Source organism: Streptomyces sp. NPDC087420, from assembly GCF_044744165.1.
In the GTDB taxonomy this organism is placed as follows: domain Bacteria; phylum Actinomycetota; class Actinomycetes; order Streptomycetales; family Streptomycetaceae; genus Streptomyces.
On record NZ_JBIUXU010000018.1, the window covers coordinates 131,623 to 147,866 of the forward strand.

Here is a 16,244-nt window from a genome sequence, read left to right on the forward strand (position 1 = left end):
GGTACTCAGCCTTCCTGGAGGGTGGTGAGGCCATGCTGGATGAAGACGGGGACGAGCGTGCCGATCCGGTCGAAGCCGGGTCCGACGGTCTGGCCGAGGGTGTAGCGGTAGTGGATGCCCTCCAGGATCACGGCGAGCTTGAACCACGCGAACGCCGTGTACCAGGCGAGGGCGCCGGTGTCCCGGCCGGAGCGCGCGGCGTACCGCTCGACCAGTTCGGCCGGCTCCGGGTGTCCGGCCGCGCCCGCCGTCGTGCTGATCGGCGAGCCGGTCACCTCCAGGCGCGCGCTGTACATCACCAGCAGGCCCAGGTCCGTCAGCGGATCGCCGAGGGTGGACATCTCCCAGTCGAGGACGGCGTTGATCCGGTCGTCCTCGCCGATCAGGACGTTGTCGAGCCGGAAGTCGCCGTGGATCACGGTGGGTTCGGGGGAGTCGGGCAGCGCGCGGCCCAGGACGGCCTGGAGTTCGTCGATGCCGGCCAGCTCCCGGCCCCGGGAGGCCGCCAACTGTTTGCCCCAGCGGCGCAGTTGCCGGTCGAGGAAGCCCTCGGGCCGCCCGAAGTCGCCCAGGCCCACGGCCTCGGGTTCGACGGCGTGCAGGTCGACCAGGGTGTCCACCAGGGAGAGGACCGCGGCGCGGGTGCGCGCGGGGCCGAGGGGGGCGAGCTGTTCGGCCGTACGGTACGGCGTGCCCGACACGTGCTCCATGACGTAGAAGGGGGCGCCGAGGACGGACTCGTCCGCGCAGAACAGCAGCGGTTCCGGGACGGGCACGGACGTCGGGTGCAGCGCGCTGATCACGCGGTACTCCCGCCTCATGTCGTGCGCGGTGGCCAGGACATGGCCGAGCGGGGGCCTGCGGACCACCCAGCTGTCCGTCCCGTCCGTGACGGTGTAGGTGAGGTTGGACCGGCCGCCCTCGATCAGCCGTGCGTCGAGAGGTCCGCTCACCAGCCCCGGTCGCGCGCGGTCCAGGTGGGCGCGCAGCTTTTCCGGGTCGAGTCCTGGGGGGACTGGGCTCATGGTGCCTACCTCCGTGGCTCACGACGGCGGTCGTACCGTCGTGGGCCCCATGATGCCGACCAGTCGGTATGCAGTCCACCACGGGTCCCGGGAAAGCCCGGGAAAGCCCGGAGGGGTGGAGGGGGGAGAGACCCGAGGGGCGGAGGGGGGAGAGACGGAGACCACCGTCCCCGCCTCTAGCTCCACGGTCGCCCCTCTGAATAGAGTTCACGTATGAATACCGCGCTGCTCATCGACGAGGTCCGGCTCACCCCCATCCTCATCGCCGACCCACCGCTGCTGAACACGCAGGGCGTCCACCAGCCCTACACCCCCCGCCTCATCGTGGAGGTCGTCACCCGCGGCGGGGTCACGGGGATCGGCGAGACGTACGGCGACGGGAAGTACCTGGAGCTGGCGGAGCCGCTGGCCCGGGCGCTCCCGGGCCGCGCGGTCAGTGATGTGAACGGGCTCTTCGCCCTGGCCGACGAGGTGTGCGGCGATCCCGGCAGCACGGACGCCCGGGTGGACGCGGGCGGGCTGCGCGGGGTGCAGACCGCCGACAAGCTCCGCCTCTCCGTCGTCTCCGGCTTCGAGGTCGCCTGTCTGGACGCCCTCGGCAAGACCGTCGGCCTGCCCGTGCACGCGCTGCTCGGCGGCAAGGTGCGGGACTCCGTCGAGTACAGCGCGTACCTCTTCTACCGCTGGGCGGAGCACCCGGGCGGCGGCGCCGAGGACGACTGGGACGCGGCCCTCGACCCGGCGGGTGTGGTCGCCCAGGCGCGGCGCTTCGCCCGCGACTACGGCTTCTCGTCCTTCAAGCTCAAGGGCGGGGTGTTCGAGCCCGAGCAGGAGATCGCGGCCGTCCGGGCGCTCGCGGAGGCGTTCCCCGGGCAGCCCCTGCGGCTCGACCCGAACGGCGCCTGGTCCGTACCGACGTCGCTGTACGTCGCCGAGCAGCTGGCGGACGTCCTCGAATACCTGGAGGACCCGGCGAGCGGCACGGACCTGATGGCCCAGGTGGCGGCGGGCACGTCCGTACCGCTGGCCACCAACATGTGCGTGACGACTGTCCCCGAGATCGCCGGGGCCTTCGCCTCGGACGCCGTGCAGGTCGTGCTCTCCGACCACCACTACTGGGGCGGACTGCACCGGACGCGCGAACTCGCCGCCGTCTGCCGCACGTTCGGCGTGGGCCTGTCGATGCACTCCAACACCCACCTCGGGATCAGCCTGGCCGCGATGACCCACGTCGCCGCGACCGTCCCGAACCTCGACTACGCCTGCGACAGCCATTACCCCTGGCAGACCGAGGACGTCATCACCGCACGGCACACCTTCCGGGACGGCCGGCTCGACGTCTCCGACGCGCCGGGCCTCGGGGTGGAGCTGGACCGGGAGAAGCTCGCCGTCCTGCACCGGCGGTGGCTGGACGACGACGGCAGGATGCGGGAGCGGGACGACGCGGCGGCGATGCGCGAGGCGGATCCGGCGTGGAAGACCCCGACGATCCCGCGCTGGTGACCAATCCGGGCCTTTTGGAAGGCGCCTGACGTCCCCTCAGGCATGACACGCCACCGGGACACCGCCGTTCAGTGCCGTCATGTCGGCGAACAGGGCGGCGGCGTCCAGCGGTGAGCCCTCCGGCGATCCGTTCAACTCGGCGTAGGCGCGGTGCAGGTTGGCCACCAGCCGCTCGCCCTCCCGCAGCCGGGCGAACTCCCCGGGTCCCGTCCGCCGCGCCGCCTCCAGCGGCGTGTGCCCCAAGGCGTGCCCCTCGGCGGCGACCTCGGTGACGTACCGCAGATAGCGCTCCGTCGTGTCGTACACGGAGGGATCGGTGACGGGCCCGTGCCCGGGCACGACGACCGACGCGTCCAGGGAGCGCAGCACCTCCAGCGCCCGCAGCGAGCCCCTCAGCGAACCCGTCGACACGAACGGCGTGACGCCGTGGAAGACCAGGTCGCCGGTGAACACGATCCCCCGGTCCGGCAGGTGCACGAACGAGTCGCCCAGGGTGTGCGCCGCCCCCGGATGGACGATCCGCACCTCGACGCCGCCCACCCGCACGGTCAGCCGGTCGTGGTACGTGAGCGTCGGCGCGGTGATGCGGATGTCGCCGAAATCGTGGTGCGGCCACACCCGGTGGAGCTGCCGGCCGGCCGCCAACTGGTCCCTGCGGCAGGCGTCGTGGCCGACCACGACGGCCTCAGGCGTGAACACCCCGTTGCCATAGGTGTGATCCCCGTGGTGGTGCGTGTTGACGACGGTACGGGGGAGCGGCACCCCGGCCGTCACGATCGCCTCCCGCAGCGCCTCGGCCCTGCGCCGGGTGGCGGCCGTGTCGACAAGCAGGGTCGACTCCCCGTCACTGACAAACCCGGCGTTGTTCAGGCACCAGCCGCCGTCCGGCTGGATGTAGGCGTGCACCCCGGGCGCGAGGCGGACGAGGTAGGGATCCGTGGCAGGCATGGGACATCCCCTGGTCGAGGCGGTGCTGTCCGCGCCGAGACTGCCAGCCGCCACCCCGGACGGGATACCGCCGCACGGGCCCCCGGGAAACCGGCAGGGGGCCTGCCCTCAGTCGTCCCAGTCCTGCGCCGCGGCAAACGCGTCCCCGTACTCCGCCGACCAGCGCCCCAGCGCCCCGATCGGCTCCAGCAGGCTCCTGCCGAGCGCGGTCAGCGCGTACTCGACACGCGGCGGGGACCGTACGTACGCGACCCGCTCGACCAGCGCGTACCCCTCCAGCCGGCGCAGTGTCTCGACCAGGACCTTGGTGCTGATCCCGCCGATCTCCGCACGCAACGCGCCGGGCCGGCGCGGCCCTTCGGCCAGCGCGAGGAGCACGACGGGGTTCCAGGTGTTCCCCAGCAGGTCGAAACCGAGCCTCGCCCGGCAGTCCGCGAGCAGCCTGTCCACAGGTCTCCGTACCTCCGTACCAGCGGCTCCGGGCACCGAACGGTCACCGGCGCCCTGCCTAACGTCTGTACCGGCACGTTACGGGAACGGCGGAAGGACATCGGAGCATGCGCATCGGAATCATCGGCACGGGCGCCATGGCGCGGGCACTGGGCACCCACTGGGCCCGCGCCGGGCACGAGTTGCTGACGGGCGGCCGCTCGGCGGCCCGCGCGGACGGCCTCGCCCGCCGCCTCGGCGGCCGGCCGGGCACCCCGGCCGAGGCCGCGCTCTTCGGCGACGCGGCGCTGCTCGCCGTGCCCTACGACGCGGTCGCGACCGTCCTGGACGAGGCGGGGGCGGGGGAGGGCGCGCTGCGGGACCGGATCCTGATCGACTGCACCAACGCCGTCGGCCCCGGCTTCACCCTCACCACCGGTACGGGCCCCGGCGCCGCTCGCCGCATCGCCGCCGCGACCGGCGCGCGGGTCGTCAAGGCCTTCAACCACTGCCCGGACCACGTCTGGAGCCTCACCCCGCCGGCCTTCCCCGACGGCGGCCCGCTCGTGGTGCCGCTGTGCGGGGACGACAAGGCGGCCCTCGACGTCGTCCACACCCTGGTCAGGGACGTCGGCTGCACCCCGCTCACCGTGGGCCCGCTGCTCCGCGCCGACCAGCTGGAGGCCACGACGGCCTTCCTCATCTCGCTCTGGAAGACCGGCCAGGACCCCCGCCGCATGCTGCCGCCCTTCGCGGCGGTCACGCGATGACGGCCGGTCACGCCATGACAGCCACCGCGAGCCCCGCCAGCAGCAGCGTGCAGACCGCCGCCGCGACCGCCACCGCCCGGGACAGCGGCCGGGGTTCCGCCGGCGTCAGCGCGATCAGCCGGCGGTGGGTGAGCGCCACGAAGCCCAGCCACACCACGACGGTCAGGGAGATGCCGACCACCCCCGTCGTCGTACCGCCGTGGTGGACCGCCTGCCGTGCCGCCAGCACCGCGACCACCGTGCAGGCCAGCGTCGTACGCCGCCAGGCCAGCCGGGTCCGCTCTGGCTGGAGCCCCGGATCCCTGGCTTGGTCCTGGTCCTCATCCTTGGCCGCCATCAGCGGCCCCCGCCGAGCGCGACCACCACCACCATCACCACCGCGACCACCGCCACCACCAGACTCAGCACGGTCGGGAAGCGCGAGACGGGCAGCGCCTGCCCGCGCCGCATCGCCCGCTCGCAGCGCACCCAGTGGTCGACCGCCTGGAGCGCGCACAGCGCCCCGGCCGCGAGCAGCGCCACCGCCAGCCCGACCCGTACGCCCCACCGCAGGTCCGGCAGGAACTGGTCCACCGCGAACCCGCCGCCGACCAGCGCCAGCGCGGTACGGAGCCAGGCCAGGAACGTGCGCTCGTTGGCCAGCGTGAAGCGGTAGTCGGGCGTCTCGCCCTCTTCGCCGAGGCGCTGGGGCGCGAACCACAGCCGCAGGCTCCGCACGAAGTCGATCACAGTCCGCACCCTACGTGCCCTACAAGCCCGACGACGTGCCCTGCGCGCGGCGGGCGCGGAGCCGCTCGTACGCCGCGAGGCCGTCCGGCGCCCACTCCCACCCACCCGGCAGCAGCCGCCGCGCCAGCTCCTCCTCCGGGAGGAACGCGTGCCACGCCACCTCCTCGGCCTGCGGCCGCACCGGCAGCACGCAGCGCACCTCGTACACGTACGACCACCAGCTCTGGCCGCTGTCGGCGGACTCGTACAGGAACGGGAACAGCGGCTCGGGGCGCGGCAGCCCCGACACCCCCAGCTCCTCCTCGGCCTCCCGCAGCGCCGCCTCGTCGTAGGTCTCGCCCGCGCCGAGGACCCCGCCCACGAACATGTCGTACAGCGAGGGGAAGATCAGCTTCTCCGCGGTCCTGCGGTGCACGAACACCCGGTCCTCCGCGTCCCGCGCGAGGACGAACACACACCGGTGCCGCAGCCTCTTCGCGTACACCTCACCGCGCGGTGCCTGCCCCACCACACGGTCGTTCTCGTCGACGACGTCCAGGATCTCGTCCGCTGCTCCCATGCCTCCATCCAAGCAGCCCCGCCGGCGCCCGGAGCCGGCCGGCCGATCAATGCGCCTGAGACGGTTGACTCGTTACTCGCGCGTACGCAAGATCGGACCACTCGCTCACCCACCCGCCCCGTGACGGATCCGCGAAGGATGGAAGCCCATGGCGTACGACGCTGATGTGATCGTGATCGGGGCGGGACTGGCCGGCCTGGTCGCCGCCGCCGAACTCGTCGACGCGGGCCGCTCCGTCCTCGTACTGGACCAGGAGCCCGAGCAGTCGCTCGGCGGCCAGGCCCACTGGTCCTTCGGCGGGCTGTTCTTCGTCAACTCGCCCGAGCAGCGCCGCCTGCGGGTCAGGGACAGCAGGGAACTGGCGCTCCAGGACTGGCTGGGCACGGCCGGCTTCGACCGTACGGAGGACCACTGGCCGCGCGAGTGGGCCGAGGCGTACGTCGACTTCGCGGCGGGCGAGAAGCGGGCGTGGCTGCACCGGCAGGGGATGCGGTTCTTCCCCGTCGCGTCCTGGGCGGAGCGCGGCGGGTACGGCGCGGCGGGGATCGGCAACTCGGTGCCGCGCTTCCACGTCACCTGGGGGACAGGACCCGGAGTGGTCGAGCCGTTCGCGCGCCGGGTGCGCGAGGGTGCCGACCGGGGGCTGGTGGAGTTCAGGTTCCGGCACCGGGTGACCGGCCTCGGCAACACGGCGGGTGTCGTGGACACCGTGACCGGCGAGGTCCTGGCGCCGAGCGACGTCGCCCGGGGCGAGGCGAGCACCCGCAGGATCACCGGCGCCTTCGAGCTCAAGGCACAGGCCGTGATCATCACGTCGGGCGGCATCGGCGGCAACCCCGACCTGGTCCGCGCGCAGTGGCCCGAGCGGCTCGGCCGCCCGCCGCGCACCATGCTCTCGGGCGTGCCCGCGCACGTGGACGGCCTGATGCTCGGCATCGCGGAGTCGGCGGGCGCCCACCACATCAACCGCGACCGGATGTGGCACTACACCGAGGGCATAGAGAACTGGAACCCGGTCTGGGCCCGGCACGGCATCCGGATCCTCCCAGGACCTTCCTCGCTCTGGCTGGACGCGCGGGGCCGCCGCCTGCCGGGCCCGCTCTTCCCCGGCTTCGACACGCTCGGAACGCTGGAACACATCATGAGGACCGGCTACGAGTACACCTGGTTCGTCCTCGACCAGCGCATCATCGGCAAGGAGTTCGCCCTCTCGGGCTCCGAGCAGAACCCGGACCTCACCGGCAAGTCGGTCCGTGACGTCATCGGCCGGGCGCGCGCCGACGTGCCGGGTCCGGTGAAGGCGTTCATGGACAAGGGCGCCGACTTCGTCGTGGAGAAGGACCTGCCCGCGCTCGTGCGCGGGATGAACGCGCTCACCGAGGAGCCGCTCATCGACGAGGCCGAGCTGCGCCGTGAGATCGTCGCGCGGGACCGGGCGACGGTGAACCCGTTCGGCAAGGACGCGCAGGTCACGGCCGTCCGGGGCGCGCGCAGATACCTGGGCGACAAGCTGATCCGTACGGTCGCGCCGCATCAGCTGCTCGACCCGGCGGCGGGCCCCCTGATAGCCGTACGGCTGCGCATCCTGACCCGTAAGTCCCTCGGCGGGCTGGAGACCGACCTGTCGTCCCGCGTCCTGACCGAGGGCGGCGACCCGCTGCCCGGGGTGTACGCGGCGGGTGAGGCGGCGGGCTTCGGCGGCGGCGGGATGCACGGCTACCGCTCACTGGAGGGTACGTTCCTGGGCGGCTGCATCTTCTCGGGCCGCGCGGCCGGGCGGGCGGCGGCGAAGGCGGTGGGCTGACGGGCGAGGGCGGTGGGCCGACGGGGGTTCACCGGGAGGGAACGACGGCCCCCGGTCACAGCCGCTCCACCACCCGGAAGCTCTCCACCACCAGCAACGTCCCGTCGTGGACGGTGAATTCCGGGTCGCCCAGCGCCTCGCGCATCTCCTCGCCGTGCCAGAACCGCTCATGGTCCGCCCGCCAGGCCGCCACCGAGGTGTGCCCCTCGCCCTCGTCCACGGCCAGCCGGAGGTCCACCGCGCCGAGCGGCAGCACCCGTACCCCCGTCAGTTCGACCACCGCCACCTCGTGGCCCGCCGAGTCGATCAGGGCCGATCGCTCACCGGCCGGGGGCAGTTCCTCGCGCTCGGCCTCGTACTCGGCGAGCAGCCCCGTCGTCGAGACCTTCCGCCCTTCGAGCACGGCCGCCACCAGCCGGTCACGCACCGGACCGGGGAAGGCGAGCAGTAAAGGCGCCAGCGGTTCTCGGTTCTCCATGAGGGCCACCCTAGGGTGCGCCGGCGGGTCCCCCCACCTGGCCGAAAAGCGTCCCATCTGGGCTTATGCGGACGGAGACGGTCCGCGCCCTTTGCCCGGAAGAAGCAACCGCGCCCGCAGCAGGGCGATATGACTGTGCCTTACATCGAGATACCGCTTGACGGGAGGCCATACCTACCGATTTGCTGTGCCCGGTCCTTTCTCGTCCACGCGCCCTGGAGGAATTCCGCGGATGTCCCCGCCTCCGCCACCCCTCGGCCGTGCCCGAAGACGTAGCCCACGTTCCGGCCAATCCTTCGACCCCGCACTGGACGACACCGAACTCGCCTCCGTACGCGACCAGTTGGCGCAGGGACGGTGGTCCGAGACCCGCTCCCTCCTCGCCCGTACCGGCGACGACTGGGACCGCAGAGGCCACCGGATCGTCGTCCTCGCCCAGGCCTCCGGCGCCGCCGCCTGGACGCGCGACTGGCTCCTCGCCGAACCCGAGAGCCCCGACGCGGCCACCCTCCTCGCCTGCGCGACCGTCTTCGCCGCCCTGCGCGGCAAGGAGCAGGAACACCGCGCCGTGGACGCCTGCCGTGACGCCGTCCGGCGCGCCCCCGCCGACCCCACCCCGTGGCTCGGCCTGCTGCTCCTCGCCCGCACGCTCGGCACGGAGGAGGAGACCTCGCAGCTCTTCGAGGAGGTGCGGACCCGTCACCCCGACCACCACCACGCCCACCACCTGATGGCGGCCCGCCTCGCCGAACGCCGCCCCGACGCCGGCCAGGACCCCCTCCACGAGGTGTACGACTTCGCCGCCTGGGCGGCCGAACAGGCCCCCGCGGACTCGCCGCTCGCCGTCCTGCCCGTCGTCGCGCACGCCGAGCGCTACCGCGTCCTCGCCGCCGCCCGGAGGGAACCCGCCGACCCGGCCGCCTCCGCCCACTGGACGGGCCGCCGGGCCCGCCAGGTGCTCAAGGGCGCCTTCGACTGGTGGCTGGAGTGGGAGAGCGGGGACCACCCGCGCAACCGCGTCGACCTCAACTTCCTCGCCCACGCCCAGTGGTACGACGGACGTGTCGCCGAGGCCGCCGCGCTCTTCCACCGCATCGGCCCGCACATCACCCCAGCTCCCTGGTCCTACCCGGACCGGGACCCGCACCAAGCCTTCCTCGCCGCGCGCAACGCCGCGCTCGGCTCCGTCTGAACGACGCGCCTGCGATCCGCACCAGCGATCCCCGAAAGGACACCCCTGTCATGTCGACGGGCAATTCGAGCACGGGCACGAGTTCCGGCTCGAACTCCAACGCGCACACGAGCACGGGCACGACCACCGACTCCCGAAAGAGCCCGGGCGCGAGTCCGGGCTCGGGCACGGGCTCGGGCGCGAGTTCCGGCACGGGTGAGATCAGCACCTTCAAGGGCCAGGAGCGGGCGCTGCGCGCGGACCGCCTCGGCACCGCGGGCCTCCTGCTGTCCGTGCTCGCCGCCAGCGCGCCCCTGATGACCGTCGCCGGGGTCATGCCCACCGTCTACGGAGTGGTGGGGATCGTCGGCCAGCCCCTGCTGTACGTCATCCTCGGTGTGGTCCTCGTCCTGTTCAGCTTCGGGTACGCCGAGATGAGCCGCCACGTCCACAACGCCGGCGCCTTCTACGCGTACATAGCCCGCGGGCTCGGGGCGACCGCCGGCGCGAGCGCCTCGCTCGTCGCCCTCCTCGCGTACAACGCCATGCAGGTCGGCATCTACGGCCTCTTCGGCTTCGAGGTCTCCGGGCTCTTCGCCACCTACCTCGACCTGACCGTCGCCTGGTGGGTGCCCGCCCTGGTCGCCGCCGTGGTCGTCGGGCTGCTCGGCTGGCTGAAGATCGACCTGAACGCCAAGGTCCTCGGCGTCCTGATCCTCATCGAGGTCGCGCTCGTCGTGATCTTCGACATCGCCTTTGTCGCCGACCCGGGCAAGGAAGGCGTCTCGCTGCACGCCTTCAACCCCGACACCCTCACCAGCGCGGGCTTCGGCACCGCGCTGTGCTTCTGCATCGCGGCCTTCGTCGGCTTCGAGCAGGCCCCGGTGTACGCCGAGGAGACCAGCCGCCCGAACGTCGTCGTCAGCCGCGTGATGTTCCTCGCCGTCGGCCTCTCCGCGCTGTTCCTCGCCCTCAGCGCCTGGGCGGTCTCCGTCGCCACCGGGCCCGGCTCGGTGGTCGCGACCGCGGGGGAGCAGGGTCCCGGCCTGATCTTCGGCCTCACCGAGGACCGCCTCGGCACGACCTTCACCGACGTCCTCCACGTGCTGTTCGTCACCGGCATGTTCGCCGCGCTGCTCAGCTTCCACAACGTCGTCGCCCGCTACGCGTTCGCGATGGGCCGTGAGGGACTGCTGCCGGCCGCCTTCGGCCGTACCAGCAAGTCCAGCGGAGCCCCCGCCTACGGTTCCGCGCTCCAGTCGGTGTTCTCGCTCGTCGTGGTGGTGGCCTTCGCCGTCACGGACGACAAGCCGGCGGGCGACCCGACCGCGCCGATCCTGCGCCTCTTCACCTGGATGGCCAACATCGGCGCGCTCGGCGTCATCCTGCTGATGGCCGCGGCCTCCTTCGCCGTGATCGCGTTCTTCGTACGGCGCGGCGCGGCGGGCGCGCAGGCGCCCCGCCTCATCGCCTCGGCCCTGGCCGGACTCGCCCTCGTCGCCGTCGCCGTCTACACCGTCAAGGACTTCGACCTGCTGGTCGGGGCGGGACCCGGCTCCGCGCTGAGCTGGATCCTGCCGGGCATCGTCGGCCTCACGCTGGTGGGGGGCCTGGTGTACGGAGCGGTCCTGCGCGCGGTCAAGCCCGAGGCGCACGCGAGGATCGGCCTGGGGAACGAGGCGTTCCAGCTGGAGAAGGCGTCGCAGTCGTGACGTTCTCCACCCCGACCTTCTCCACCCCGACCTTCTTCACCTGACCTTCCCGGCCACGACTTTCACCGGCCAGGTCTGACGAAAGTCTGACGGATTCCCGCGGTCCCTGGCTTCTGGGGACCGCGGGTGGTCGAATCAATGCGTGAACCATCAACAGAATGAGCCCGCCGGAGCACCCGTGGGGCGGCGCGTTCTGCTCTCCACCCTGGGTCTGGGCGCCGCGGGACTGCTCGCGGCCCCCTATCTCCAGAGCGGGCTCGACTCGTTCCTGGGCGCGGTCTCCAGCCAGGACCCGACCGGCCTGACCGGGCTGCTGCCCAACGGCGGCGGGTTCCGCTACTACTCGGTGACCGGTTCCGTACCGCACAAGGACGCCGGGAACTACCGGCTGAAGATCGACGGCCTGGTCGACCGGCCCGCCACGTACACCCTCGACGCCCTGCGGAAGCTCCCCCAGACGCGGGTCGTCCGCGACGTGCAGTGCGTCACGGGGTGGCGCGTTCCCCACACCCCCTTCGAGGGGGTCAAGGTCTCCCAGCTCCTCGACGCGGCCGGGGTCCGCCCCGACGCCAGGGCGATCCGGTTCACCTGCTTCGACGGGACGTACAGCGAGAGCCTCACGCTCCAGCAGGCGCGCCGCGCCGATGTCCTGGTGGCGCTGAGGATGCAGGACAAGCCGATCGGGCACGCGCACGGCGGCCCGGTCCGGCTGTACGTGGCGCCGATGTACTTCTACAAATCGGCGAAATGGCTCTCCGGGATCTCCGTCACCTCCGACGTCCGCCCCGGCTACTGGGAGGAGCGTGGCTATGACGTCGACGGCTGGGTCGGCCGGTCCAACGGACGCGACGACACCCCCACCGTCTGAGAGCGGACGGGAACCGGGGGAGGGGGCCACGGGCACGGGACGGCTGCGGCGCAGGTTCAGCCCGGCCGAGCGCTGGGTCCACCGGACCACGGGCATCCTGATGCTGGTGTGCGTGGTGACGGCGGGCTGCCTGTACGTCCCCCAGCTCGCCGAACTCGTCGGCCGCCGCTACCTCGTCGTCACCCTGCACGAGTGGTCGGGGCTGCTGCTGCCCGTCCCCGTCCTGGTGGGCCTCGCCTCCCGCCGTTTCCGCGCCGACCTCCGCCGGCTGAACCGCTTCTTCCCGCACGACAAGGAGTGGCTGCGGGCCGTACGACAACGTGACGCCAGGCCCGAGTCCCGGCCCGCCGGGAAGTTCAACGCGGGCCAGAAGATCTACGCGGCCTGGATCGCGGGCGCGGTGCTGGTGATGCTCGGTACGGGCCTGCTGATGTGGTTCACCGGCTTCGCCCCGCTCGTGTGGCGCACGAGCGCCACCTTCCTGCACGACTGGCTGGCCCTCGCCATCGGCGTCGTACTCCTCGGGCACATCGGCATGGCGTACGCGGACCCCGAGGCCCGGCGCGGGATGCGCACGGGCTCGGTGGAACGCGCGTGGGCGAAGAGGGAGCACTCGGAGTGGCGGGAGGACGACGCCTGAGCGGACGAAGCCCGACCGCCCGGCGCCTCCCTCCCCGCGCCGTTCAGAGCCCCCGCAGCGCCTCCGCCGCCCGCCCGGCGATCTCCTCCGGTGTCCCGGTCACCTCCACCGCCACCCCCGCCTCGTCGTCCTCCAGCGGCTGGAGCGTGGCGAACTGGGAGTCGAGCAGCGCGGGCGGCATGAAGTGCCCCTTGCGCGCGGCCATCCGCTCCTCGATCAGCGCCCGGTCACCGGCGAGATGCACGAAGACCACGTCGGGGGCCGCGGCCCGCAGCCGGTCCCGGTAGGACCGCTTGAGCGAGGACGCCGCGACCACCCCGCCGCGCCCCGCCCGGCCGGCCGCCCACGCGCCGACGGCGTCCAGCCAGGGCCACCGGTCCGCGTCGTCCAGCGGGGTGCCGGCCGACATCTTGGCGATGTTCTCCGGCGGGTGGAACGCGTCCCCCTCGGCGTACGGAACGTCCAGCGCCTTGGCGAGCAGCTGCCCGACCGTGGTCTTGCCGGTGCCGGACACCCCCATCACCACCACGACGTGCGGATCACTCATCGGTTCCCTGCCCCTCCCTGACCATCACTGAAGCCTGACGGCCGTAAGTATGTCGTTCCCTGTACGCGGGGCCCTGTCCACGGCAGCTTGTCCACGGCAGCCTGTCCACGGCACCCCGTCCACGGCACCCCGTCCGAGGTGCCCGGCCCCGTGCGTGCCCCCGCCCCCTGACCCTGCCCTCCCCGACGCGAGATAGTAGGTCCCGGACAGAGTCGTTCGCGGTGTACGAGGAAAGCGGGTTGTTCCATGGCGCAGCAGGTGCGAGGGGTCGTCGCCCCCGGCAAGAACGAGCCGGTGCGGATCGAGACGATCGTCGTCCCCGATCCCGGCCCCGGCGAGGCGGTGGTGAAGGTCCAGGCGTGCGGTGTCTGCCACACCGACCTGCACTACAAGCAGGGCGGAATCAACGACGACTTCCCCTTCCTCCTCGGCCATGAGGCCGCCGGGATCGTGGAGTCGGTCGGCGAGGACGTCACCGATGTCGCCCCCGGCGACTTCGTGATCCTCAACTGGCGTGCGGTCTGCGGAAGTTGCCGGGCCTGCCTGCGCGGCCGGCCGTGGTACTGCTTCAACACCCACAACGCGACACAGAAGATGACGCTCCTCGACGGCACGGAACTCTCCCCGGCCCTCGGCATCGGCGCCTTCGCCGAGAAGACCCTCGTAGCCGCCGGCCAGTGCACCAAGGTCGACCCGGGCGTGTCCCCGGCCGTCGCGGGCCTGCTCGGCTGCGGGGTGATGGCCGGCATCGGCGCGGCGATCAACACCGGCCAGGTCGGACGCGGCGACACGGTCGCCGTCATCGGCTGCGGCGGGGTCGGGGACGCCGCCGTCGTCGGCGCCCGGCTCGCCGGCGCGGCCCGGATCATCGCCGTCGACATCGACGACCGCAAGCTGGAGACGGCGAGGACGATAGGAGCCACCCACACTGTCAACTCCCGCTCCACCGACCCCGTCGAAGCCATCCGCGAACTCACCGGCGGCTTCGGCGCGGACGTCGTCATCGAGGCCGTCGGCCGCCCGGAGACGTACGAACAGGCCTTCTACGCACGGGACCTGGCCGGGACCGTCGTCCTGGTCGGCGTCCCCACGCCCGAGATGAAGCTCGAACTGCCTCTGCTGGACGTCTTCGGCCGCGGCGGCTCGCTCAAGTCGTCCTGGTACGGGGACTGTCTGCCCTCCAGGGACTTCCCGATGCTCATCGACCTCCACCAGCAGGGCCGGATCGACCTCGCCGCGTTTGTCAGCGAGACCATCGGACTCGGCGACGTGGAGAAGGCGTTCGCCCGGATGCACGAGGGCGACGTCCTGCGTTCGGTGGTGGTGTTCTGATGACCGTCTCCGCACCCCGCGTCGACCACCTCGTCACCTCGGGGACCTTCTCCCTCGACGGCGGCACCTGGGACGTCGACAATAATGTCTGGATCGTCGGCGACGACTCCGAGGCGATCGTCATCGACGCCGCGCACGACGCCGCCGCCATCGAGGCCGCCCTCGACGGCCGTACGCTGCGCGCCATCGTCTGCACCCACGCCCACAACGACCACATCGACGCGGCCCCCGCCCTCGCCGCCGCGACCGGCGCGCCGATCCTGCTCCACCCCGACGACCTGCCGCTGTGGAAGCAGACCCACCCGGACCGGGCGCCCGACGGCGAACTGACGGACGGCGCCACGCTCGACGTCGGCGGGACCACGCTCACCGTGCTGCACACCCCCGGCCACGCGCCGGGCGCGGTCTGCCTGTACGCCCCCGACCTGTCGACGGTCTTCACCGGCGACACCCTCTTCCAGGGCGGCCCCGGCGCGACCGGCCGGTCGTTCTCGCACTTCCCGACGATCATCGACTCGATCCGCGACCGGCTTCTCGCGCTGCCCCCGGAGACCGTGGTCCGCACCGGCCACGGAGACCCGACCACCATCGGCGCCGAGGCCCCGCACCTGGAGGAGTGGATTCAGCGCGGCCACTGAGCGGGCGGCAGCAGGCGCGACCCGCTCGTGAAGCGGAAGGGTTCACCGGTCAGCGGATCGGTGAACTCCAGCACCTTCGCGAGGAGTTGCAGCGGACGCGTGTAGTCGTCCGGCGCGGGCTCCCGTACGACCGGGTAGAGCGGGTCGTGCAGGAGCGGCAGCCCCAGGCTGTTCATGTGGACCCGCAGCTGGTGGGTGCGGCCGGTGGCCGGCAGCAGCCGGTACCGGCCGGACCCGCCCCGCCGCTCCAGCAGTTCGACCCGGCTCTCGCTGTTGGGCTCCCCGGGCACCTCCCGGGCCGCCTGCTCCCCGCGCTCCTTCTCGATCCGGCTGCGCACGGTGACGGGAAGCGTCACCGCGGGGTCGTACGGCGCGACCGCCTCGTACTCCTTGCGGACCAATCGGTCCCGGAACAGCGTCTGGTACGCGCCGCGGTCCCGGGCCCGTACGACACACAGCACGAGCCCGGCCGTGAGCCGGTCCAGGCGGTGCGCGGGCTGGAGCTCCGGCAGCCCCCACGCCCGGCGCAGCCGGGCCGGCACGGTCTCGGTGATGTGCGACCCGCGCGGCGTGGTGGCCAGGAAGTGCGGCTTGTCGGCGACGAGGATCCGCTCGTCCCGGTACACGATCCCCACCTCGAACGGCACCCGGTCCTCGGGCGCGAAGTCGCGGTGGAACCAGAGATACCGCCCGGCGGTGTACGGCTCGGACGCGCCGACCGGACCGTCCACGCCCACAAACCGCCCCTCGCGGAACATCGTGTCGACCCGCTCCGCCCCGACGGCCGCTCCGAACCGCGCCACGAGGTGGTCCCGTACGGTCTCCCACGCCCCGCCGGGATCGGCGGGCAGCCGCAGCCGCACCGCGTCGACGCCCTCGCGCTGGGGCAGGGGAGAGGGCGGCGGGGTGCGATGCCGGTGTCCCACGGATCCCACCCCTTTCCCGGCCCGGGCGGTGTCCTTCACGACTCCGGGCGGTGCCGGTCGCACGGGGCTCCCCACCCTATCGACCGCCGGGGTAGCCCGTTCGGCCCAGGCCTCGCGCCCCCGGCCGGGATGAGAGCGGATCCCGCGCCGGCCGCCCGCATGATG

Annotated in this window: 18 protein-coding genes; 9 read left to right on the forward strand and 9 right to left on the reverse strand. The window is 72.6% G+C overall.

Features of this window, described 5'->3' with window-relative positions; translation table 11 throughout:
• Positions 1 to 5: 5 nt before the first annotated feature.
• On the reverse strand, positions 6 to 1,025 hold the full coding sequence (locus ACIO1C_RS32410) for a phosphotransferase family protein (protein WP_401870366.1): 1,020 nt from the start codon (positions 1,023 to 1,025) through the stop codon (positions 6 to 8).
• 213 nt (positions 1,026 to 1,238) lie between these two features.
• Here ACIO1C_RS32410 and ACIO1C_RS32415 point away from each other — a divergent pair, with 213 nt between their 5' ends.
• Complete coding sequence (locus ACIO1C_RS32415; RefSeq protein WP_401870369.1) at positions 1,239 to 2,528, forward strand: glucarate dehydratase family protein; 1,290 nt, start codon at positions 1,239 to 1,241, stop codon at positions 2,526 to 2,528.
• 36 nt (positions 2,529 to 2,564) lie between these two features.
• Here the strand turns inward: ACIO1C_RS32415 and ACIO1C_RS32420 are convergent, their stop codons facing one another.
• Positions 2,565 to 3,476, reverse strand: a complete 912-nt coding sequence (locus tag ACIO1C_RS32420) for an MBL fold metallo-hydrolase (RefSeq protein ID WP_401870372.1) — start codon at positions 3,474 to 3,476, stop codon at positions 2,565 to 2,567.
• A gap of 108 nt (positions 3,477 to 3,584) precedes the next feature.
• Positions 3,585 to 3,926, reverse strand: a complete 342-nt coding sequence (locus ACIO1C_RS32425; RefSeq protein WP_401870375.1) for a winged helix-turn-helix transcriptional regulator — start codon at positions 3,924 to 3,926, stop codon at positions 3,585 to 3,587.
• Between the two features lie 107 nt (positions 3,927 to 4,033).
• Between ACIO1C_RS32425 and ACIO1C_RS32430 the strand changes: the two genes are divergently transcribed.
• Positions 4,034 to 4,675, forward strand: coding sequence for an NADPH-dependent F420 reductase (locus ACIO1C_RS32430; RefSeq protein ID WP_401870377.1), 642 nt, complete (start codon positions 4,034 to 4,036; stop codon positions 4,673 to 4,675).
• A gap of 7 nt (positions 4,676 to 4,682) precedes the next feature.
• Here ACIO1C_RS32430 and ACIO1C_RS32435 read toward each other — a convergent pair whose 3' ends face one another.
• From ACIO1C_RS32435 to ACIO1C_RS32445, 3 genes are read right to left on the reverse strand one after another with little or no spacing between them, the layout of a single operon-like run.
• Positions 4,683 to 5,012: a DUF202 domain-containing protein gene (locus tag ACIO1C_RS32435; RefSeq protein WP_401870380.1), complete on the reverse strand. Its 330-nt coding sequence runs from the start codon at positions 5,010 to 5,012 to the stop codon at positions 4,683 to 4,685.
• Positions 5,012 to 5,404: a YidH family protein gene (locus tag ACIO1C_RS32440; RefSeq protein WP_401870382.1), complete on the reverse strand. Its 393-nt coding sequence runs from the start codon at positions 5,402 to 5,404 to the stop codon at positions 5,012 to 5,014. Before ACIO1C_RS32440 ends, ACIO1C_RS32435 begins: the two co-directional genes overlap by 1 nt.
• Positions 5,405 to 5,423: 19 nt before the next feature.
• Positions 5,424 to 5,963, reverse strand: coding sequence for an NUDIX domain-containing protein (locus tag ACIO1C_RS32445; protein WP_401870385.1), 540 nt, complete (start codon positions 5,961 to 5,963; stop codon positions 5,424 to 5,426).
• Between the two features lie 148 nt (positions 5,964 to 6,111).
• Here ACIO1C_RS32445 and ACIO1C_RS32450 point away from each other — a divergent pair, with 148 nt between their 5' ends.
• Entirely contained in the window at positions 6,112 to 7,767 is a 1,656-nt protein-coding gene (locus ACIO1C_RS32450) for an FAD-binding dehydrogenase (RefSeq protein ID WP_401870387.1), read from the forward strand.
• Positions 7,768 to 7,822: 55 nt separating this feature from the next.
• On the opposite strand, the gene ACIO1C_RS32455 is transcribed toward ACIO1C_RS32450, so the two are convergent.
• Positions 7,823 to 8,245, reverse strand: a complete 423-nt coding sequence (locus ACIO1C_RS32455; RefSeq protein WP_401870390.1) for an ASCH domain-containing protein — start codon at positions 8,243 to 8,245, stop codon at positions 7,823 to 7,825.
• Positions 8,246 to 8,477: 232 nt separating this feature from the next.
• Between ACIO1C_RS32455 and ACIO1C_RS32460 the strand changes: the two genes are divergently transcribed.
• The 4 genes from ACIO1C_RS32460 to ACIO1C_RS32475 all read left to right on the forward strand — a co-directional run bounded on the left by ACIO1C_RS32460 (position 8,478) and on the right by ACIO1C_RS32475 (position 12,636).
• A complete protein-coding gene (locus ACIO1C_RS32460) occupies positions 8,478 to 9,437 on the forward strand; it encodes a hypothetical protein (RefSeq protein ID WP_401870393.1) in 960 nt (319 codons plus the stop codon).
• Positions 9,438 to 9,487: 50 nt separating this feature from the next.
• Entirely contained in the window at positions 9,488 to 11,128 is a 1,641-nt protein-coding gene (locus ACIO1C_RS32465) for an APC family permease (RefSeq protein WP_401870395.1), read from the forward strand.
• A 142-nt stretch (positions 11,129 to 11,270) separates the two neighbouring features.
• Entirely contained in the window at positions 11,271 to 11,996 is a 726-nt protein-coding gene (locus ACIO1C_RS32470; protein WP_401870396.1) for a molybdopterin-dependent oxidoreductase, read from the forward strand.
• Positions 11,938 to 12,636 carry a cytochrome b/b6 domain-containing protein gene (locus tag ACIO1C_RS32475; RefSeq protein WP_401870398.1) on the forward strand — a complete coding sequence of 233 codons (699 nt, stop codon included), beginning with the start codon at positions 11,938 to 11,940 and terminating at the stop codon, positions 12,634 to 12,636. The genes ACIO1C_RS32470 and ACIO1C_RS32475 overlap by 59 nt, the downstream gene beginning before the upstream one ends.
• A 43-nt stretch (positions 12,637 to 12,679) precedes the next feature.
• Here the strand turns inward: ACIO1C_RS32475 and ACIO1C_RS32480 are convergent, their stop codons facing one another.
• Complete coding sequence (locus tag ACIO1C_RS32480) at positions 12,680 to 13,183, reverse strand: gluconokinase (protein ID WP_401870401.1); 504 nt, start codon at positions 13,181 to 13,183, stop codon at positions 12,680 to 12,682.
• 246 nt (positions 13,184 to 13,429) lie between these two features.
• On the opposite strand from ACIO1C_RS32480, the gene ACIO1C_RS32485 reads away from it, so the two are divergent.
• Together ACIO1C_RS32485 and ACIO1C_RS32490 are read left to right on the forward strand one after the other, a co-directional pair.
• On the forward strand, positions 13,430 to 14,515 hold the full coding sequence (locus tag ACIO1C_RS32485; RefSeq protein ID WP_401870404.1) for an S-(hydroxymethyl)mycothiol dehydrogenase: 1,086 nt from the start codon (positions 13,430 to 13,432) through the stop codon (positions 14,513 to 14,515).
• A complete protein-coding gene (locus tag ACIO1C_RS32490) occupies positions 14,515 to 15,153 on the forward strand; it encodes an MBL fold metallo-hydrolase (protein WP_401870406.1) in 639 nt (212 codons plus the stop codon). Before ACIO1C_RS32485 ends, ACIO1C_RS32490 begins: the two co-directional genes overlap by 1 nt.
• Here ACIO1C_RS32490 and ACIO1C_RS32495 read toward each other — a convergent pair.
• Entirely contained in the window at positions 15,138 to 16,079 is a 942-nt protein-coding gene (locus ACIO1C_RS32495; protein WP_401870409.1) for a pseudouridine synthase, read from the reverse strand. The genes ACIO1C_RS32490 and ACIO1C_RS32495 overlap by 16 nt on opposite strands.
• Positions 16,080 to 16,244 lie beyond the last annotated feature (165 nt).